Source organism: Nonomuraea aridisoli (genome assembly GCF_003236395.1).
Lineage (GTDB): Bacteria > Actinomycetota > Actinomycetes > Streptosporangiales > Streptosporangiaceae > Nonomuraea > Nonomuraea aridisoli.
This window is the reverse complement of record NZ_POUD01000170.1, coordinates 1-19,744: the sequence shown is the minus strand read 5'-3', so window position 1 is coordinate 19,744 and position 19,744 is coordinate 1. Positions and strand designations below refer to the sequence as shown.

The 19,744-nt window shown below is 71.4% G+C and carries 19 protein-coding genes; 7 read left to right on the top strand and 12 right to left on the bottom strand.

Translation table 11 applies throughout. The features are described 5' to 3' along the window. The 4 genes from C1J01_RS31365 to paaN all read right to left on the bottom strand — a co-directional run. A partial coding sequence (locus C1J01_RS31365) for an FAD-dependent oxidoreductase (RefSeq protein ID WP_146615784.1) occupies positions 1-920 on the bottom strand: 920 nt, incomplete at its 3' end. Beyond that, positions 917-1,864: an MBL fold metallo-hydrolase gene (locus C1J01_RS31360; protein WP_111182584.1), complete on the bottom strand. Its 948-nt coding sequence runs from the start codon at positions 1,862-1,864 to the stop codon at positions 917-919. The genes C1J01_RS31360 and C1J01_RS31365, both read right to left, overlap by 4 nt. A 34-nt stretch (positions 1,865-1,898) precedes the next feature. Continuing rightward, positions 1,899-2,708 (bottom strand): 3-hydroxyacyl-CoA dehydrogenase family protein, encoded by an 810-nt coding sequence (locus C1J01_RS31355; RefSeq protein WP_111182583.1) that lies wholly within the window; start codon positions 2,706-2,708, stop codon positions 1,899-1,901. Beyond that, positions 2,705-4,411, bottom strand: a complete 1,707-nt coding sequence (gene paaN / locus C1J01_RS31350) for a phenylacetic acid degradation protein PaaN (protein ID WP_235854791.1) — start codon at positions 4,409-4,411, stop codon at positions 2,705-2,707. Before paaN ends, C1J01_RS31355 begins: the two co-directional genes overlap by 4 nt. A gap of 112 nt (positions 4,412-4,523) precedes the next feature. On the opposite strand from paaN, the gene paaK reads away from it, so the two are divergent. Together paaK and C1J01_RS31340 are read left to right on the top strand one after the other, a co-directional pair. Further along, the gene (gene paaK / locus C1J01_RS31345) at positions 4,524-5,822 is read left to right on the top strand and encodes a phenylacetate--CoA ligase PaaK (RefSeq protein ID WP_111182582.1); all 1,299 of its coding nucleotides are present in this window, start codon (positions 4,524-4,526) and stop codon (positions 5,820-5,822) included. Between the two features lie 4 nt (positions 5,823-5,826). Further along, complete coding sequence (locus tag C1J01_RS31340) at positions 5,827-6,423, top strand: TetR/AcrR family transcriptional regulator (RefSeq protein WP_111182581.1); 597 nt, start codon at positions 5,827-5,829, stop codon at positions 6,421-6,423. Here the strand turns inward: C1J01_RS31340 and C1J01_RS31335 are convergent. From C1J01_RS31335 to C1J01_RS31320, 4 genes are all read right to left on the bottom strand, one after another. Further along, on the bottom strand, positions 6,420-7,220 hold the full coding sequence (locus tag C1J01_RS31335) for a hypothetical protein (protein WP_235854790.1): 801 nt from the start codon (positions 7,218-7,220) through the stop codon (positions 6,420-6,422). The two genes, C1J01_RS31340 and C1J01_RS31335, sit on opposite strands and share 4 nt — an antisense overlap. A 68-nt stretch (positions 7,221-7,288) precedes the next feature. Further along, complete coding sequence (locus tag C1J01_RS31330; protein ID WP_049570503.1) at positions 7,289-7,588, bottom strand: DUF4193 domain-containing protein; 300 nt, start codon at positions 7,586-7,588, stop codon at positions 7,289-7,291. A gap of 306 nt (positions 7,589-7,894) precedes the next feature. Beyond that, positions 7,895-9,145 (bottom strand): sensor histidine kinase, encoded by a 1,251-nt coding sequence (locus C1J01_RS31325; protein WP_111182580.1) that lies wholly within the window; start codon positions 9,143-9,145, stop codon positions 7,895-7,897. A gap of 49 nt (positions 9,146-9,194) precedes the next feature. Next, complete coding sequence (locus C1J01_RS31320; protein WP_111182579.1) at positions 9,195-9,848, bottom strand: response regulator transcription factor; 654 nt, start codon at positions 9,846-9,848, stop codon at positions 9,195-9,197. A 234-nt stretch (positions 9,849-10,082) separates the two neighbouring features. On the opposite strand from C1J01_RS31320, the gene C1J01_RS50255 reads away from it, so the two are divergent. Next, positions 10,083-10,247 (top strand): hypothetical protein, encoded by a 165-nt coding sequence (locus tag C1J01_RS50255; RefSeq protein ID WP_181449058.1) that lies wholly within the window; start codon positions 10,083-10,085, stop codon positions 10,245-10,247. A gap of 60 nt (positions 10,248-10,307) precedes the next feature. Here C1J01_RS50255 and C1J01_RS31315 read toward each other — a convergent pair whose 3' ends face one another. Both C1J01_RS31315 and C1J01_RS31310 read right to left on the bottom strand, forming a co-directional pair. Beyond that, a complete protein-coding gene (locus C1J01_RS31315) occupies positions 10,308-11,096 on the bottom strand; it encodes an inositol monophosphatase family protein (RefSeq protein WP_111182578.1) in 789 nt (262 codons plus the stop codon). Continuing rightward, positions 11,096-13,075 carry a S9 family peptidase gene (locus C1J01_RS31310; RefSeq protein WP_111182577.1) on the bottom strand — a complete coding sequence of 660 codons (1,980 nt, stop codon included), beginning with the start codon at positions 13,073-13,075 and terminating at the stop codon, positions 11,096-11,098. Before C1J01_RS31310 ends, C1J01_RS31315 begins: the two co-directional genes overlap by 1 nt. A gap of 92 nt (positions 13,076-13,167) precedes the next feature. Between C1J01_RS31310 and C1J01_RS31305 the strand changes: the two genes are divergently transcribed. After that, positions 13,168-14,133, top strand: a complete 966-nt coding sequence (locus tag C1J01_RS31305; protein ID WP_111182576.1) for a ferrochelatase — start codon at positions 13,168-13,170, stop codon at positions 14,131-14,133. On the opposite strand, the gene C1J01_RS31300 is transcribed toward C1J01_RS31305, so the two are convergent. Beyond that, positions 14,124-15,317: a lytic transglycosylase domain-containing protein gene (locus C1J01_RS31300; RefSeq protein WP_111182575.1), complete on the bottom strand. Its 1,194-nt coding sequence runs from the start codon at positions 15,315-15,317 to the stop codon at positions 14,124-14,126. The genes C1J01_RS31305 and C1J01_RS31300 overlap by 10 nt on opposite strands. 93 nt (positions 15,318-15,410) lie before the next feature. Here C1J01_RS31300 and C1J01_RS31295 point away from each other — a divergent pair, with 93 nt between their 5' ends. From C1J01_RS31295 to C1J01_RS31285, 3 genes are read left to right on the top strand one after another with little or no spacing between them, the layout of a single operon-like run. Next, a complete protein-coding gene (locus C1J01_RS31295; protein ID WP_111182574.1) occupies positions 15,411-16,613 on the top strand; it encodes an MFS transporter in 1,203 nt (400 codons plus the stop codon). Positions 16,614-16,667: 54 nt separating this feature from the next. Beyond that, complete coding sequence (locus C1J01_RS31290; protein WP_111182573.1) at positions 16,668-17,390, top strand: polysaccharide deacetylase family protein; 723 nt, start codon at positions 16,668-16,670, stop codon at positions 17,388-17,390. Positions 17,391-17,431: 41 nt separating this feature from the next. Further along, positions 17,432-18,709 (top strand): D-arabinono-1,4-lactone oxidase, encoded by a 1,278-nt coding sequence (locus C1J01_RS31285; RefSeq protein WP_111182585.1) that lies wholly within the window; start codon positions 17,432-17,434, stop codon positions 18,707-18,709. Here the strand turns inward: C1J01_RS31285 and C1J01_RS31280 are convergent. Next, the gene (locus C1J01_RS31280; protein WP_111182572.1) at positions 18,706-19,503 is read right to left on the bottom strand and encodes a hypothetical protein; all 798 of its coding nucleotides are present in this window, start codon (positions 19,501-19,503) and stop codon (positions 18,706-18,708) included. The genes C1J01_RS31285 and C1J01_RS31280 overlap by 4 nt on opposite strands. Between the last annotated feature and the right edge of the window lie 241 nt (positions 19,504-19,744).

Here is a 19,744-nt window from a genome sequence, read left to right as displayed (position 1 = left end):
AGTTTCCAGGCGGCGTTCTCGGCGTCGGCCACGCCCGAGTTGAGGCCCCGAGCCCCGAACGGCGCCAGCAGGTGGGCGCAGTCGCCCGCCAGCAGCATCCGCCCGGCGCGCATCCGGGAGGCCAGGCGCGCGTGGAAGCGGTAGGTGCTGTGCCAGATCAGCTCGTACGGCCGATCCCCGATAATCTTCCGAATTTTCCGAGCGATGTCATCCTTTGTCGGGATGAAGTCGGGCGCGATCTGCCAGTCGATCCGGTACATGCCCCCTGGACACGGATGGATGAGCACCTGCCGGCCCGGGTTCCACACCGGGTCGAAGTAGAAGCGCCGCTCGTCCTCCCAGCCGGGCAGCTCCGTCTTGACGTCGCAGATGAGGAACTGGTCGTCGAACGACTCCCCCGAGAAGCTCACCCCGGCCGCCGACCGCAGCCCCTGCGCCCGCGCCCCCGCGCAGGCCAGCACGTACGGCGCCCGCAGCACCCGCTGGCCGCAGCGCACGCTCACCCCGGAGGAGTCCTGCGTCAGCCCGGTCACCTCGTGGTCCCAGCGGACCTCGATGAGCGGCTGTCCGGCGATGGCCTCGTCGAGGATCTGCTCCGTGCGGCTCTGCGAGATGTTCACGCACGCCGGCAGCGTGCCGTCGCGCTCGAACGACCAGGACGACAACTCGCGGTCGCGGTAGTAGGTGCGGGCGGTGGTCCACGCCAGACCCTCCTCGGCGATCTTGCCCGCGCCCGCGGCGGCCCAGATGTCGAGCACGTCGCGCTGCTGGCAGATCGACTTCGACCCGCCCCGGCCCCGGCCCGGCCGCTGGTCGAGCACCAGCACCTGGATGCCCCACCGGGCCAGCAGCAGCGCGGCGCTCTGCCCCACGGGCCCGGCCCCGATCACGATGACCTGGGCGTCGGTGTCGCGCCTCACGACTGCAGCTCGTTCCAGACCTGGCGGTCGCGTTCGGCGGTCCACACGCGCGGACGTTCGATCCCGTGCAGTTCGTCCCAGAGGCGCGAGACGTTGAACGGCAGGCAGTGCTCGAAGATCGGCCAGGAGCCGTAGCGGGGCGCCAGCGCCCGGTGCGTGCGCGCGAACGCCTCCTTCAGCGAATCGGCCGCGCCGACCTCGCGCAACATCACCGTCAGGAAGTCGCGGGTCTGCCCGATGGCCGCCGCCACGCCGTCCTTGCCCCTGGCCACCGCTCCCCTGCCGCCGACCAGCGTCTCGGCCCCGAACGACGCCACCCGGTCGAGCGTCGCGGAGGCCCACTCGCGGTGGAAGGCGTCGCCGGTGTAGAGGGCGGCCTGCGACTCGACCAGGTCGCCGGCGAACAGGATGCGCCGCTCCGGCAGCCAGGCGACCAGGTCGCCCTCGGTGTGACCGCGTCCGCAGTGGTGCAGCACCAGGTCGCCGCGCCCGCCGCCCAGGTCGATGGTGAACCGGTCGCTGAACGTCGCCGTCGGCCACGTCAGCCCGGGGATCGACTCGGGCTCCTTGAACAGGCGGGGCATGCGGGCGTACTCGCTGGCCCAGTCCTGCTCGCCGCGCTCGGCGATCAGCTCGCGGGTCTTCTCGTGCGCCACGATCACGTCGGCGCCGAACGCGGAGGCGCCGAGCACCCTGACCGCGTGGTAGTGGGACAGGACCAGGTAGCGGACCGGCTTGCCGGTGTGCTCGCGCAGCCTGGCCAGCCACGCCCGGGCGGCCACCGGTGTGGCGAGCGCCTCGAAGCAGACGAGGAAGTCCTCGCCCTCGATCGCGCCCACGTTGGGGTCGCCCTCGGCCGTGAGCGCGTAGACGCCGTCGGCGAGCACCTCCAGGGACTGCCGCTTGTCTCCGAGGTCTGCCGACGAGGCGAACGGCTTGGCCATCGCTCCTCCACTCTGCCGAATGATCAGGTCGTTCTCACCATGCGTAGAATCCCTTGCCGCTCTTGCGTCCCAGCTCGCCGGCGGCCACCTTCTCGCGCAGCAGCCGGGGCGGCTCGAAGCGAGGCCCGAGCTTCGCGTGCAGGTATTCGGCGATGGCCAGCCGTACGTCGAGCCCGACGAGGTCGCCGAGCCTGAGCGGGCCCATCGGGTGGCCGTAGCCGAGGGTCATGGCCGTGTCGATGTCCTCGGCGGAGGCCACGCCCTCCTCCACCATGCGGATGGCCTCCAGCCCGAGCAGCACACCGAGCCGGCTGGTGGCGAACCCGGGCGAGTCGTTGACCACGACGCCCGTCTTGCCGAGGCCCGCCACGACCCGCCGGGCCCGGTCCAGCACGTCGGGCGGCGTGGCGGCGGTGACGACGATCTCCACCAGGCGCTGGACGGGCACCGGGTTGAAGAAGTGCAGGCCGATGAGGCGCTCCGGACGGTCGAGCGCGGCGGCCAGCTCGGCGATGGACAACGAGCTGGTGTTGCTGGCCAGCAGGGCGTCGTGGGAGACGCGCGCCTCGGCCTCGGCCAGGATGCGGATCTTGAGCGCGGCGTCCTCGGGCACCGCCTCGACCACCAGCTCGGCGTCGGGCGGCACGGTGTCCATGGTGAGCCTGGCCAGGGCCTCGTCGCGGTCCGCCAGGCCCTTGGAGGCGGCGATGGCCAGCCCGTCGGCGACGCGCCGCCACGCCTGCTCCGCGAGCGGCTCCTGGACGGTGACGTGGTCGCCCCTGACGAGGAAGACCTGTGCGATCCCGGAGCCCATGCGGCCCCCGCCGATGACCGCGACCTTCATGAGCGCGCCGGTCGCCGGGACTGCACCAGGTGGAAACGGCCCGCGACGTAGCCGGGGTCGGTGAGCGAGGCGGTGGCTGCGGGGTTGGCGCCCGTGCCGTGGTAGTCGCTGAACGCGGCCGACTGGTTGACGTAGACGCCTCCGGTGAGGTTGCACGACAGGTTGACGCCCGCGTCGAGGGCGGCGCGTTCGGCCGCGTCGAGCACGTCGGCGGAGGTCGAGTAGACCGAGGCGGTGAGTGCGCCGCGGGCGGTGATCGTGCGCCGCAGGAGGTCGAGGCTCTCCCGCGTGGATCCGGTGGGGATGAGGAACGAGATCGGCCCGAAATGCTCGCGTCCGTAAATATCGGTTTTTTCGGGATCCATCCGCACGATGACCGGTGTCCGGATCACCGCGTCCGGGAACTCCGGGTGCTTGACCGCCCGCGACGCCAGCACCACCTCGCCCAGCGTCGGCGCTGCCTCCACCCGGGCCTGCACGTCGGAATTGACCAGGGCGCCGGTCAGCTCCACCGCGTGGGCGTCGTCGCCGAGCAGCCGGCCGACCGCGGCGGCGAGCCCCGAGGCCACCTCGTCGAAGCTTTTATGCCCCTCGTCGGTCTCGATGCCGCCGGCGGGGACGAGGATGTTCTGCGGCGCGGTGCACATCTGGCCGCTGTAGAGCGACAACGAGAACGCCAGGTTGCCCAGCATGCCCCGCCAGGAGTCGGTGGAGTCGACGACGACCGTGTTCACGCCCGCCTTCTCGGTGTGCACGAGGGCCTGGCGGGCGTTGCGCTCCAGCCATTCGCCGTACTCGGTGGAGCCGGTGAAGTCGATGACGCGGACGGCGGGATGGGTGGCGAGCTCGGTGGCCAGGCCCCGCCCCTCCTCGACGGCCAGCGACACGAGCGCGGGGTCGAACCCGGCCTCCGCCAGCGTCTCGCGGGCCACCTGGACGGTGATGGCGAGCGGCAGCACGGCCCGCGGGTGCGGCTTGACGATCACCGGGTTGCCGGTGACCAGCGAGGCGAACAGTCCCGGGTAGGCGTTCCAGGTCGGGAACGTGTTGCAGCCGATCACCAGCGCGACCCCGCGCGGCACCACCGTGAAGCGTTTGTCCATGACCAGCGGCTCGCCCTTGGCCGGCTTCTCCCAGCGGGCGGCGTCGGCCGCGGCGGTCATGGCGGCGTAGCCGTAGGCGACGGCCTCCAGGGCGCGGTCCTGCGCGTGCGGCCCGCCGGCCTGGAAGGCCATGACGAACGCCTGTCCGGTCGTGTGCCGCACGGCCTCGGCCAGCTCGAAGCCGCGCCGGTTGATCCGGTGGACGATCTCGACGCAGGTGAGCGCGCGGGCCGGCGGCCCGGCGTCGCGCCAGGCCGGCATCGCCGCCCGCGCCGCCGCGACCAGCTCCTCCACCGCGGGCTCGGGATAGGTGACCCCCAGGTCGATCCCGTACGGCGACCGCTCCGCGCCGATCCAGGCGCCCGTGCCCGGCTGGTCCAGCGGGAACCGCTTGCCGAGCAGCGACGCGAACGCCTCCCTGCCCCGCTCGGCGGCCCCCTCGCCGTAGACGCGCGGGCTCGGCGACTCGGGGAAGGCGCTCCAGTGGCCGCGCTCCGCGATGGCCGCCAGCGCCTTCTCCAGGGTCTCGCGGTGCTGCTCGAACATCATCTTCACCCTCTTGACAGGGATCGTCCGGACGATGAAGTGTTTACCGAACATTCGGTCAGTAGACAAGGCAGACCTGCGTCGGAGAGCGCCGCGTCGCATGACGGCCGCCACCGCAGGCGGCTGATGAGGACACTGAGACGACGACACTGAGACGAGGACGCAGATGAGACTCGGCGATCCCCCCGCGCCGCAGGAGCTCGACCCGCTCGAGCGCGTGTCCCGCGACGAGCTCGTGGCGCTGCAACTCGAACGCCTGCGGCACACGCTCGCCTACGCCTACGCCAACGTGCCGCTCTACCGGCGCAAGTTCGACGAGGCCGGCGTGCGCCCGTCCGACTGCCGGTCGCCGGACGACCTGGTGTCGTTCCCCTTCACCACGAAGGAGGACCTGCGCAGCTGCTACCCGTACGGGATGTTCGCCGTGCCACGGGAGCAGGTCGTGCGCATCCACGCCTCCAGCGGCACGACCGGCGCCCCCACCGTGGTCGGCTACACCAGGCGGGACATCGACGTCTGGGCCGACCTGATGGCGCGCTCGATCCGCGCCTCCGGCGGGCGGCCCGGCGACGTCGTGCACGTGGCCTACGGCTACGGGCTGTTCACCGGGGGCCTCGGCGCGCACTACGGGGCCGAGCGGCTGGGCTGCACGGTGGTGCCGGTCTCGGGCGGCATGACGCCCCGGCAGGTGCGCCTCATCGCCGACCTGCGGCCCGACATCGTGATGATGACGCCGTCGTACCTGCTGGCGTTGCTGGACGAGTTCGCCGTGCAGGGGCTGGACCCGCGCGCGTCGTCCCCGCGCATCGGCATCTTCGGCGCCGAGCCGTGGACCGAGGAGATGCGCGCGGAGATCGAGGAGAGCTTCGGCCTGCACGCCGTCGACATCTACGGCCTGTCGGAGGTGATGGGGCCGGGCGTGGCCTGCGAGTGCGTCGAGAGCAAGGACGGCCTGCACATCTGGGAGGACCACTTCTACCCCGAGACCGTCGACCCGTTCACCGGGGAGCCCGCCGACGAGGGCGAACTGGTGCTGACGAGCCTGACCAAGGAGGCGATGCCGGTCATCCGCTACCGCACGCGCGACCTGACCAGGCTGCTGCCGGGCACCGCGCGGCCGGCGTTCCGGCGCATGGCGCGGGTGACCGGGCGTACCGACGACATGATCATCGTGCGCGGCGTGAACGTGTTCCCGACGCAGGTCGAGGAGCTGGTGCTGCGCACGGAGGGCCTGTCGCCGCACTTCCAGCTGCACCTGACCCGTCCGGAGCGGCTCGACGTGATGACGGTACGCGTGGAGGCGCGGCCGGGCTTCCGCGGCGACCGCGCCAAGGCGGGTCAGGAGCTGGGCCGGGCGGTCAAGGAGAGCGTCGGTGTGAGCGTCGAGGTGGAGGTGGTGGACCCGGAGACGCTGGAGCGGTCGGTGGGCAAGCTCAAACGAGTCATCGACAAGCGGGATAATTGACGACATGGCCACCCCGACCCCCACCCGTCACCGCAAACGGGGGCACGACCCCGAGTCGGTGCTGTCCATCGCCGTGGGCGTCTTCAACGAGCGCGGCTACGACGGGACGAGCATGGAGGACCTGGCCAGGGCGCTCGGCGTGACCAAGTCGGCGATCTACTACCACGTGCCGGGCAAGGAGCAACTGCTCGCGCGGGCCCTCGACCGGGCGCTGGACGGGCTGTTCGAGCTGATGGCCGACGAGCGCGCGGCCTCGGGCACGGCCATCGAACGCCTGGAGTGGGTGGTCCGGCAGAGCGTGCGCATCCTCGTCGACCGGCTGCCGTACGTCACGCTGCTGCTGCGGGTGCGCGGCAACAGCGGCACCGAGCAGGCGGCGCTGGAGCGGCGGCGGGAGTTCGACCGGTTCATCGGCCGCCTGGTCACCGAGGCGGCGGCCGAGGGCGACATCCGGCCCGACGTGGATCCGGCGCTGGTGACGCGGCTGCTGTTCGGCGCCGTCACCTCGATCAGCGAGTGGTACCAGCCGGCGCGCGGGGCCTCGGCCGACGACCTGGCCGACGCGCTGCTGAAGATGGCCTTCGGGGGTCTGCGGGTCTAATCCCGCCCGATCTCGGGGCGGTCCGCCGCCGGGGGCAGCTTGACGCGCAGGTCGGCGCGGACCGCCTCCGCCAGCTTCTTGGTGGCGATCCGGTTGAGCGTGCCGCCCGCGACGGCCCCGGTGAGGAACGGGCCGAACGTGGTCAGATGGCGGCCCAGCGTCCGCATGAGGCGGTTGCGCAGGGCGGTCTTGGTGGCGGCGCCGAGAGCGAGGGAGACGGACGTGGGAGCGAGCGGGTCGATGCCGCGCTGCTTGGCCCAGGCGGAGGCGAAGACGATCGCGCGCTGGGTGCCGGTGCCGTCGACGCGGACACCGTAGACCTCGTGCAGCTCGGCCAGGAGCTTGACCTCGATGGCGGCGACGACGATGGTCTCGGCGACGAGCTGGGCCGGGGCGGAGAGCAGGAGGGGTGGCGCCGCGAACTCGGCCGCGGCCAGCGCTCCGCCGATGGCGCCGACGGTCATCGTGCCCTTCTGGGCGGTGCGCACCAGGTCGTCGGCGAGTTGCTCGCCGGTGAGCCCGTGGTGGTGCTCGGAGAGGGTGTGCAGGTCTCGGATGGGGATGCGCGGCGCGATGTTGAGGAAGACGTCTGCCAGCCAGCGGCCGCGGCCCGCGCCGTTGCGCCGGGCCCTCTTCGCGCCCTCGGAGAGGGCCTGGGCTAGTCGGCCGAGCAGCCTGCGCCGCTCGGCCGGCTCGAGCTCGCCCGGCTCGGCGAGCTTGCCCACGAGCTCGCCGACCTCGCGATCGGGGTCGGCGATCTCCTTGCTCGTCTGGTGGTCTTTGCCTGGTTCCGCCACGCGATGCCTCCGTCCTGTGGTCGCGACCGCTCAGGGCTTTGCGGCCCCGAGCTCCTTCGCCCCCATCGTCAGGCGGCGCACTCCCGGCAGACCTGCTGGCCGTTCTTCTCGGAGGCCAGCTGGCTCCGGTGGTGCACCAGGAAGCACCGCGCGCAGGTGAACTCGTCGGCCTGACGGGGGATCACCCGCAGGGAGAGCTCTTCGTTCGACAGATCCGCACCGGGCAGCTCCAGCGACTCGGCCAGGTCGGTCTCGTCGATGTCGATGCTGCCGGACGACTTGTCGGTGCGCCGCGCCTGCAGCTCCTGCAGACTGTCCTCACCAAGGTCGTCGTCTGTCTTGCGCGGGCTGTCGTAGTCGGTAGCCATTGTGCTTACTCCATCCCCCTCATCTATATGTCGTCGCGCTCGTCGCGCGTCTTCTAACGTCCGGGAGACCCGTCTTGTGCCCGTTCCGCCGCGGAGATTTCCCATCGGTACCCCGCGAGAACGGACAACGAACCTCCCAACACGTCAGTGCGTGCCGCCGATGGCAATGGTTAGCCAAATATGGCGAAACCCACAGCCTTGGCGTCATGCTCCACCGTGTTCGACGGCACATCCAACCACATGTGCGGCGAGAACGAGACGCCCCCCGTACATCAACACGCGGACGAAGCACCAGCGGTATCCGTGTCAGCGGCTCGGCAGCCTCATGGTCACGACGAGCCCTCCTCCGTCACGCGGCACGGCGGCCACATTTCCGCCGTGTGCCTGCACCACCGCACGGACGATGGACAACCCCAGACCCGATCCCTTGGCTGAATCCACGCGGTCGGCATGGAGCCTCCTGAACGGCTCGAAGAGGCTGTTCACCTCGTACGCCGGAACGTGCTGTCCCGTGTTGGCCACCTGAACAACCAAGGCACCGTCCACCATTCCCGTACGGATCCAGACTTTTCCGTTTTCGGGAATGTTGTACTTCACAGCGTTCTCGAGCAGGTTGCTGACGGAGCGCTCCAGGAGCACCGGATCGCCCACGGTAGGCGCGCTGACCAGATCGATGGTCAGCGTGACACCGTTTTCCTCGGCGAAGGGCAGGACCTGCTCCACGGCCGTCTGGGCGACCTCCCGGACGTCGAGCGGCTTGCGCACGGCGAGCTCGCGTTCGCTCCTGGCGAGCAGCAGCAGGCCCTCGATGAGCTTCTCGTTGCGCGCGTTGACCTCGAGCAGCGTACGGCCGAGCGCCTTGAGGTCCTCCGACGCCTGCGGATCGGACAGCGCGATCTCCAGCACCGTCCGGTTGATGGTGAGGGGGGTGCGCAGCTCGTGGGAGGCGTTGGCCACGAACCTGCGCTGGGTGTCGAAGGCGACGTTGAGCCGGGTGAGCATGGCGTCGAAGGTGTCGGCCAGCTCCTTCAGCTCGTCGTTGGGGCCTTCGAGGGCGATGCGCTGGTGGGCGAGCGTGCTCTCGGAGAGCTTGCGCGCCGTGCCGGTCATCCGCGCCACCGGCCGCATCGCCCGGTCGGCGACGAAGTACCCGATGATGAGCGACAGGATGCCCACACCGATCAACGCCATCACGGCGCTGCGCAGCACGGCGTCCTGGGCGGCCGCGACCGCGCCCTCCCGGGCCCGGGCCCAGATGATCTCGTCGCTCGGCGTCGGCCAGTTGAGGTCGGGCCAGTTCCTGGCGATGGCCTGGGCGACGATCGAGTAGACCGAGAAGAGCAGCACCGCCGACGCCACGAAGACCAGCGCCCCATAGGTGATGGTCAGCCGCCAGCGGATGCTGACCTTCCCGGGGAGCGCACGCATACGCTCCATCGTGGTGCGCTGGACCGGCGGCCTGCCGGGCGGGGGCGGCCCGTCCCAGGCGAGCGGGCCGCTGGGCGGTGGCGGTTCCTGCACGCGGGTCGCCTTCCTGGCCGAATGCGGGCTGATCATCGGGTGCGTCGGCCCTGCCTGTCGTTCTGGCCGCTCGTTCATCACTGGCTCACAGCTTGTACCCCACGCCGGGCACGGTCTCGATCACCTGAGGCTCGCCCAGCTTCTTCCGCAACGTCATCATCGTCACCCGCACCACGTTGGTGAACGGGTCGATGTTCTCGTCCCACGCCTTGTCGAGCAGGTCCTCCTGGCTGACGACGGCGCCCTCGGCGCGCATCAGCTCCTCCAGGACCGCGAACTCCTTCTTGGTGAGCACGACCTCCTTGCCGTCGCGCTCCACGAGCCGCTTGCCCGGGTCGAGCCGGATCCCGGCCCGCTCCAGGACGGGCGGCAGCGGGGGCGCGGAGCGGCGGCCGAGCGCCCGGATCCGCGCCACCAGCTCGATGAAGACGAACGGCTTGGCGAGGTAGTCGTCGGCCCCCAGGCCGAGCCCCTCCACCTTGTCGTCCACGTCGCCGGAGGCCGTCAGCATGAGGATGCGCGACGCGGAGCGCTGCTCCACCAGCCGCCGGCACACCTCGTCGCCGTGCACCACCGGCAGGTCGCGGTCGAGCACGATGACGTCATAGTCGATGTACGAGGTCCGCTCGAGGGCGCCCCCGCCGTCGTAGGCCACGTCGACCGCCATGGCCTCACGCCGCAGACCCGTCGCGATCGCGTCGGCGAGCACCCGCTCGTCCTCCACCACCAGCACGCGCACGCCTGGAACACCTCTCTCCGATTCTGGTGACTCATTGTGGTCACAGCGCCGATAAGCGCACGGTAAGGCATGTCCACGGGTGGGTGACGCGACGGTGAGGCACACGGTGCGGAAATTCATGTTTCGGGGGGCGAGAACCCGGGGTATGCCTGCGGAACACCCATCGGCCGGGCATGATCCGGCAATGGGGATGACTTCGCCCCCCACACGGACGACCCGGAGAGAGTAGGTGAGATGGGCGAGTTCACGACCACGATCGAACACCGCCTCGACCAGGCTTACAAGGGCCTCAGAGAGGCCCGTAGCGCCGGCGACGACTATCTCGCCGACACGCTCACCGCCGAGATCGAGGACCTGCGACGGCTGGCCGACGATCACGGCATCCCGTTGCCCCGCTGACCACAGGAGAAACGGCCGGAGCCTTCGACAGGCTCCGGCCGTTTCTGGTGTCGGGACGGGTCAGACGTCGCGTTCGGGGTCGAGCGAGACCAGCAGGTCGTGCAGCTGCTCGAACAACCCGGGCGCGGCGCACACCGCGAACGACGGGCTGACCGGCCGGCCGTGCAGCCCGCCGAGCCGGGCGCCCGACTCGGTGGCCACCAGGCCGGCCGCCGCGTAGTCCCACGGGTTGATGCCGCGCTCGTAGTAGGCGTCCACCCGGCCGGCGGCGAGCGAGCACAGGTCGATGGCGCACGAGCCGCCGCGCCTGATGTCGCGTACGCGGGCCAGCACCTTCGCCACCACCTCGCCCTGCACCGCGCGCCGGGCCGCGGAGTAGCCGAACCCGGTGGCGACCAGGGCGCGGTCGAGCGGCACGCCTGTGTTGCAGCGCAGCCGGACGTCGCCGAGCCAGGCGCCCCGGCCGAGCGCCGCGGTGTAGACCTCGCCGCGGGCCGGCACGTTGACGACGCCGGCGACGACCTCGCCCTTCACCTCGACGGCGATCGACACCGCCCATTCGGGCAGGCCGTACAAGAAGTTGACGGTGCCGTCGATGGGGTCGACGACCCAGCGCACGTCGGAGTCGCCGGGCTCCTCTCCCCCTTCCTCGCCGAGGATGCGGTCGCCGGGGCGGGCGGCCAGGATGCGTTCGCGGATGAGCTCCTCCGAGGCCTTGTCCAGCGCGGTGACGACGTCGGTCGGGCTGGACTTGGTCTCGATCTCCCGGGACATCGTGGGCCGCTTGGCGAGCAGCATGTCTCCCGCCTCGCGGGCGATGTCCTCGGCCAGGCTCAGGAAGTCGGTCATCAGGCCACCGAGTCCGGGCGCTTCCACTCCTGGCCGAGCACGTGCTGACCGAGGAAGGCGAGAACGGTCTCGTACCAGGCGACGATGTTGCCGGGCTTGAGGATCCAGTGGTTCTCGTCGGGGAAGTAGAGGAACTTGGCGTCGACCTCGGTCCGCCGCAGGTCCCACCACAGCCGCAGGGCCTCGCCGATCGGCACGCGGTAGTCCTTGTCGCCGTGGATGACGAGCAGCGGGGTGGTGATCTTGTCGAGCGACTGGTGCGGTGACAGCAGCGCGTACCGCTCCGAGCCGGGCGCGCCGAACTCGCGCTGCCAGTACATCGCGGCGTCGGTGGTGCCGGCGAACTGGTCGAGGTTCCACAGCGAGGCGTGGGTGACGATGCACTTGTAGCGGTCGGTGTGGCCGGCGAGCCAGTTGGCCATGTAGCCGCCGAACGAGCCGCCCATCGCGGCGATGCGCTCGCTGTCGATGTCGTCCCTGGCCAGCGCCACGTCGACGATCGCGTCGAGGTCGGCCTGGGTGCGCGGGCCCCAGTCGCCCCAGCCGCGGTCGATCATCTCCTGGCCGTAGCCGGTGGACATGCACGGATCGGGCATGAGCACGGCGTATCCGTGCTGGGCCAGGATCCACGACTGCCAGCGCCACTGCCAGTCGTTCCACGAGCCGATCGGGCCGCCGTGGATGAACAGCACGAACGGCGCAGGGTCGGCGGCCGAGGCGCCCTCCGGCAGGGCGAGCCAGCCACGTACGGTGGCGCCGTCGTCGGTGGTGGCGGAGATCTCGGTGAGCGTGCCGGGCACCTGCGGGCGCGGCGCGGGCGAGGGCAGGTCGGTGATCTCGCCGTCGGCCACGTCGATGCGGGCCGGGCCGGGGGCCAGGTCGACGGCGCTGCGCAGCGCGTAGACGAAGCGGCCGTCGGGAGAGGCGCCGAGGCCGAGGTAGGCGCCGTGGTCGCCGGTGAGCCTGCGCACCTCGCCGCCGTCCAGCGGCACGTGGAAGATGGGCCGCCGGCCCTGGTGGTCGGCCGCCAGGTAGACGGACGAGGAGTCGGGCGCCCACGTGATGTCCGCCGGGAACAGGTCGGGCGCGTACGCGGCGCCCTCCCCGGTGGCGAGGTCGGCGATCCACAGCTCGCTGCGCGCGGAGACCTCCAGCCCGGTACGGCGGTCGCGGGCGCAGGCGACCCTGGCCCCGTCGGGTGAGACGGCCAGCGGGCCCTCGAAGTCATAAGCGTCGTCGGTGAGCAGCACCCGCCGCTCGCCGGTGGCGACGTCGATGGCCACCAGGTCGGTACGCCACTCGCCCTGCGGCAGGTAGCTGCGCCACATGGCGATCACGGTGGAGCCGTCGGGCGTCAGCTCGAACGTGCCCTGGCGCAGCGCGTCTCCCGCGTCGGGCGTCAGGTCGCGCACGTCCTCCAGCCGGTCGTCGCCGAGGCGGGCGGCGAACAGCCGGGGCCGGCCGGGACCGAGGTCGTGGTCCCAGTAGCGCACCGGGTAGCCCTCGTGCAGGATCGCGCTGATCCCGGCGTCCTTGCGGGCCTTGCGCCTGTCGGCCTCGGCCGCCTCCTCGCCGTCGAGCACATCCGAGACGAACACGACCACGTCGCCCGCGGTGCGCACGGCCCCGATGCCGCCGGGCCGGGCCGCCACCTGGCGGGCCTCGCCGCCGGCGCGCGGCAGCAGCCACAGGGAGGGCACCTCGTCGGAGGAGTCCTTGGCGGTGGGGTCGGGGCGGGCCGAGGTGAACAGCACGTCACCGGAGGCGGTGAACACGGCCGCCGACTCGCCCTTCGCGGAGCGCGTCAGCCGGTACGGCTCGCCGTCCACGGGCACGGCCCACAGGGCGGTGCCGTACGACTTGCCGTCGGGGTTCAGGGACTGGACGGTCGAGATCAGCCTGGAGCCATCGGGCGAGAGCCGCAGTGAGAGGACCCGGGGGATGGCCACGTAGTCACGAATGTCGTTGAATGCGCTCACTCCACCGAACCTACCGCGCGCGCCGGACAAGCCGCGTCGCCCGGCCTGCTCCTCGCTGCGGGACCACACCCTCGCGCGAATAGGGTGGTCACGTGGGAAATTACGACGCCTTGCTGGTCCTGTCGTTCGGCGGTCCCGAGGGTCCCGACGACGTGATGCCCTTCCTGGAGAACGTCGTGCGCGGGCGCGGTGTGCCCCGCGAGCGGCTGCTCGAAGTGGCCGAGCACTACCTGAGCTTCGGCGGGATCAGCCCGATCAACCAGCAGAACCGCGACCTCGTGGAGGCGCTGCGGCCGGTGGCCGGCGTCCCGGTCTACTGGGGCAACCGCAACTGGCACCCCTTCGGGGAGGACACCGTCCGGCAGATGAAGGCCGACGGCGTCAAGAAGGCCGCGGTCTTCGCCACCTCGGCGTTCGCCGGCTACTCCAGCTGCCGCCAGTACTACGAGGACATCGCGCGGATCTCCGTCGAGGGCGGTCCCGAGCTGGTCAAGCTGCGCCACTACGGCGAGCACCCGGGCTTCGTGGCCGCGATGGCCGACCACACCAGGGCCGCGCTGGAGCGGCTCGGCCGCGACGACGCGCGGCTGGTGTTCACCGCCCACAGCATCCCGGTCTCCATGGCCGAGACCGCCGGCCCGTCCGGCGGGCTGTACGAAGCCCAGCTGCGCAGGAGCTGCGAGCTGGTCAGCCAGGCGCTCGGCCGCACCGAGCCGTGGGACCTGGTGTGGCAGTCGCGCAGCGGCCCGCCGCAGGTGCCGTGGCTGGAGCCCGACGTCTGCGACCACCTGCGCAAGGTCGGCGCGCCGTCCGTGGTGCTGGTGCCGATCGGGTTCGTCTCCGACCACATGGAGGTCGTCTACGACCTCGACACCGAGGCCAGGCAGGTGGCCGCCGAGCTCGGCCTGCCGATGGAGCGCGCGGCGACGGCCGGCACGCACCCGCGCTTCGTCCAGATGGTGCGTGAGCTGATGGACGAGCCGGAGCCGGTGCCCTGCCCCCTCACCTGCTGCCCGCCGCCCCGCCGGCGGCCCCAGGCCGAGGCGGCTCAGGCGTAGGTGCGCGCGTACGCCTCGGCGATGCCCATCACCTTGTTCACGTAGTCCCACGAATGGTTGTAGAACCAGATCGCCTTGCGCAGGCGTTCGCCGCCCTCGCCCGCCTTGTTGGCGCACAGGTAGTTGGCGGCGCCGGGCACGGCGTCGTACGGGCTCCAGATGTCCTTCTTGCCGTCCCCGTCGCCGTCGACGCCGTAGTGCTTCCAGGTGGCGGGCATGAACTGCATGGGCCCGAGCGCGCCCGCGCTCGACGGGCCGTTGTTGCGCCCGTGGCTGCTCTCGACCTGTCCGATCGCGGCCAGCACCGTCCATGACAGGCCGGGGCAGCGGGTGGCGGCGGCCTTGTACAGGTCGAGGTAACTGGACGGGCGGCCGACGCTGACCTGAGGCTGCTGGGGCCGTTGCGGGGACTGCTGCTGGGACTGCCGCTGCTTGGCGGCGCGCTCGGCGGCGTCCAGCATGACGACCTGGGCGCCCTTGCCGAGCAGCCTGCGCACCTTGGCCTCGCTGATCGCGCCGGGCTTGCCGTGCAGCAGCACCGCGACGTCCGGGGCGAAGCCGAGCGACCTGCCGAGGTCGGCGCTGATCATGCCGTCCACGCCGGGCAGCCCTAACGGCGCGGAGGCGGCGGCGCGCAGCCGGGGGCCGCCGTCCACCTGGTACATCGCGCCGAGGATCAGCCCGAACCTGCGCATCGCCGAGGTGTCGGCCACCAGCTCGCCGCGGGCCAGCGCGCTCCACACGGCGGGCTCGTCGGCGACGGCCTGCGGCGTCCAGGAGCGGAACTCGGCCGGGTCGACGGCCAGGAGGTTCAGGGCCGTACCCGACATCTTGACCGCGCCCGCGTCCACCACGGTCGCCTTCTGCACGTGCGTCAGCTGCGCGAGCCGGTGCCTGGTCTGCTCGGGGACCGTGCCGCCGGCGACGGCGAGCACGCGCGGCGGCGTCACGGTGACGCCGGGGCCGCCCTGGCCGAAGTCCTGCACCGGCTGGGCGGTGGGCACGATCTGGTCGAGCCGGGGGGAGGCCGACTGCTGGACGCGCGGCCGGCCGCGCACATCCTCCTGGGCGGTGTTGACCATGTCGTCACCCAGGATGACGATCATGCCTCCCGCCGCCGCCGTGACCGCGAGCACCGCGACGACCATGAGCATGACCGCTCGGAACGAGGGAAGACCGGACACTCGGGACACGTTAACCCACAGCCCCGCTTATCGACTTGCCTTCCGGACATACGGTGCGCCATGGTTAGGTCGCTGAAGTAAGGAGGAACTTGGGTGGTCGGGCCTTACCGGGGGTTGTTCGATGGGCCCGGCATCAAGGGCTTCGTGCTGGCCGGGTTCTTCGGCCGCATGCCGATGTCGATGCAGGGCATCGGGATCATCCTGCTGATCTCCACGCTGACCGGTTCGTACGCCGCCGCGGGCGCGGTCGCCGCCGTCACCAACGTGGCCTTCGCCGTGGCAGGTCCCCTCACCGGCAGGCTCGTGGACCGGTTCGGGCAGAGCCGGGTGATCCCGCCGTTCGCCGTGGTCAACGCGTTGTCGCTGGTCGCCCTCATGTTGTGCGCCGGTCTCGGCGCGGCCGACTGGACGCTGTACGTCACCGGCCTGCTGGTCGGCGCCAGCTCGCTCTCGCTCGGCTCGATGGTGCGCGCCCGCTGGACGCACATCCACAGCGGCTCCGCCAAGCTGCACACCGCGTTCGCGTTCGAGTCGGTGATCGACGAGGTCATCTTCGTCACCGGGCCCGCGCTGGTCACGGTGCTGGCCACCGGCGTGAACCCGTACGCGGGGCTGGCCGTCGCGACGGTCTCGATGTTCGCCGGATCGATGGCGCTGGCGGCGCAGCGCAGCACGCAGCCGCCCGTGCGGGGCGTCAGGTCCGTCTCCGGCACGCCCATCCTCATCCCCGGCATCGCCCTGCTGGCCTGCGTCTACCTGGGGCTCGGCGCGGTGTTCGGGTCGGTCGACCTCATCACCGTGGCCTTCGCCGAGGAGGAGGGGGCCAAGTCGGCCGCCGGGTTCCTGGTGGCGGCGTTCGCGGGCGGGTCGATGGTGTCGGGGCTGTGGTTCGGCTCGCGGCACTGGAAGATCTCGCTGCGCGGCCGGTTCATCCGGGCGCTCGGCGTGTTCGCGGCGGGGCTGGTGCCGCTCGTGTTCATCGGCGACCTCAAGGTCATGGCGGGCGCGCTGTTCCTGGCCGGTTTCGCCATCTCGCCCACCCTCATCACCGGCTTCTCGCTCACCGAGCGCCTGGTGCCGCCATCGCTGCTCACCGAGGGCATGGCGTGGATCTCGACGGCGATCGGGTTCGGCGTGGCGATCGGCGCGTGGGCCGGCGGACGGCTCACCGAGGCCGTCGGCGCGTCCGACGCGTTCGCCTTCTCGCTCGGGGCGGCGCTGCTCGCGGTGGTCGTGGGCATCGGAGGTTCGAGTTTGCTGAGACTTCCCGAGGCTCCTTCACCGGCGAAGAACTGATCCGCTACCGTCGGGACATCCCTCGCAACACCCATCACACTGGAAGCACTAGTTATGTCCCGACAAATCAGTTCACTTCTAGCTATTGCGGCTGTTTGCGTCACGCTTGCGCCGGCGCCCGCCTTCGCCCAGGATCCCAAGAAGGAACCGGTCGACTGCAGCCAGGTCAAGTGCCTCGCCCTGACGTTCGACGACGGCCCCGGCCAGTACGCCGGGACGCTGCTCGACACGCTGAAGAAGTACGACGCCAAGGCGACGTTCTTCCTCGAGGGCCAGTACGTGAAGAGCCGTCCGAAGTTCGTCAAGCGCATGGCGGCCGAGGGGCACGAGCTCGGCAACCACAGCTACAAGCACCCCGACTTCACCAAGAGCAGTGAAGCGACGATCAAGGACGAGATCCAGAAGACCCAGGACGCGGTGAAGGCGGCGGCGGGCGTCGAGCCCAAGCTGCTGCGGCCGCCGTACGGCATGACGGACGTCCGGGTCTCGGAGATCGCCGAGCAGTTCGGCATGCCGCAGATCCTGTGGACCGCCGGCTCCAAGGACTGGAGCCTCAAGAACGTCGACGCCATCCAGAAGCAGACGCTGGCCGTCGCCAAGCCGAACGGCATCATCCTCATGCACGACTGGGTGAAGCAGACGGTCGACGGCATGCCCGCGCTCATCAAGACCCTGCAGAACAAGGGCTACCACCTCGTGACCGTCTCCGACGTGATCAAGGGCGAGAGCCTGGAGCCCGGCGACGCCTTCCCCCTCCCGGAGGGCTGGGAGCAGTGAGTATGGTCGGTCTCTGACCGAACGATGCTCTGGAGGTGCCCGTGGCGTTCGTGAACTGGTCGCGCAACCAGTCGGGCACCCCCGCCGAGGTCCGCACGCCGTCCTCCGTCGAGGACGTCGTACGCGCCGTGCGCGACGCCGCCGCCTCCGGGCGGCGGGTCCGCATGGTCGGCACGGGTCACTCCTTCACCGGGGTGGCCCTCACCGACGGCCTCATGCTCCGCCCCGACGCGCTGACCGGCCTGCGCTCGTGCGCGGACGACCGTGTCACCGTGCTGGCCGGCACGCCGCTGCGGGTGCTGAACGAGCTGCTCGCCGCCCGCGGCCTGGCCCTGGCGAACATGGGCGACATCGCCGAGCAGACCGTCGCCGGCGCCATCCAGACGGGCACCCACGGCACCGGGCGCGACAGCGGCGGCCTCGCCGACCAGGTGGCCGAGCTGGAGCTGGTGCTCGCCGACGGCTCCGTGGCGACCGTCGCGCCGGGCGACCACCTCTTCGACGCCTCCCGCGTGGGGCTGGGCGCGCTGGGCGTGCTCACGGCCGTGACCTTACGGGTGGAGCCCGCGTTCCTGCTGCGGCACCGGCGGCGCAGGATGGCCCTCGGCGAGATCCTCTCCTCACTCGACGAGCTGACCTCCGCCCACGAGCACCTCGACTTCTTCTGGCTGCCGCACACCGACGCCTGCCTGGTCAAGACCGCCGACCGCGACCCGGGGCCGGCCCGGCCGCCGGGGGCGTTCGCGCACTGGCGCGACACCGTCTTCCTGGAGAACACCGTCTTCGGCGCCGCCTGCGCCCTCGGCGCCCGATTACCGGGCCTGATCCCCCGCGTCAACGCCGTCAGCGCCGCCGCGCTCGGCGACTCCTCGTGGGTGGACGCCTCGTACAAGGTCTTCACGTCCCGGCGCGACGTGCGCTTCCTGGAGACGGAGTACGCCATCCCGCGCGAACGCCTCGGCCAGGCCCTGCGGGAGACCCGCGACCTGATCGACCGGATGGACTGGAAGATCAGCTTCCCGGTGGAGGTCCGCGTCTCCCCGCCCTCCGGCGCCTGGCTGTCCACCGCGTACGGACGGCCGTCGGCGTACGTCGCCTGCCACGTCTACCGGCCGACCCCCCACCCGGCGTACTTCGCGGGCGTCGAGGAGATCATGACCCGGCTGGACGGCCGCCCGCACTGGGGCAAGCTGCACACCCGGGACGCCGCGTACCTGGCCGGCGTGTATCCCCGCTTCGCCGACTTCACCGCCCTGCGCGACCGCCTCGACCCCGAGCGCCTGTTCGGCAACGCTTACCTGGAGACGGTGCTCGGTTAGCGCACGGGGGTGCCGGGGCCGGTCTGCTCCTCCGCCGGCGCGGACGGCGCGGTGGGCGTCGGCGCCTCCTCCACGTCGCCGGGCCGTTCCTCCAGCGGCGGCGGGCTCGTGGCCTCGTGGGACGGCTCCACCACGTCGTCGCTCGGCTGCGGCTCCGGCTCCCGCGTCGGCCGGCCGCTCGGCGGCGGGGTCTCCCGCGGGCTCGTGCTCGGCGTCGGCGTGGGTGACGGCTTCGACGGCTCGTACGTGGCGGCCGGGGGCGGTGTGTCGTGGGACGGCACGGGCACGTCCTGCCGGGACGGCGGCTCGTGCTGCACGCGCGCCTGGTGCGGGACCTTGCCGGTGACCTGCTCGTGCACGGTCTGCCGGGTGACGCCCTGGTAGGCGAGGATGCCGCCCATGCTGACCGCGAACACGATCACCGCGGCGCCCGCCACCTTCACCCACGAGAGCCTGCGCCGCGGCTGCTCGACGGCCGGCATCACGAGAGTCGTCTTCCCGCCGCTCCCCGTAGGGTCCGGCGCCGTGGCGTCGGGTTCTTGCTCGCCGGGCGCCGGCTCGTGCGGTTCACGGCGGATGACCAGCGTGCGCTGCTTGACCCGTTCTTCGGTGCGCTTGAGGTAGTGCGTGTACACGGCGGTGGCGACGGTGCTCGCGATGCTGACCACCGCGGCGCCGATCACCGTGCCGGCCACGCCGAGATAGGACGCGGCCACGGCGGCGGTCACCGCCGCCAGGGCGCTGCCCAGGATCTGCGGGATGCTCAGCTCGAACTTCCGCGGCTCGCCGCTCATCCCCCGGATCAGTCCCCTCTCGTCATGCGTTGGGTAAAGAGTGGTCTCGTGAATAGACGCGAGGGCGTGTCCCGTTGTTCCTGTGAGCTGCGCGACAGGCACCCTTGCACCTCGTGCCCCGACGTCTCGGCCTACCCTCCCTGTACTTCGCCGCGGCCATGGCCACGGCCGCCACGACGGCCGTCCCGCTCGCCATGTCGCCCGCCTCGGGACTCGCGCTGCGGCCCGCCCCGTCCGAGCC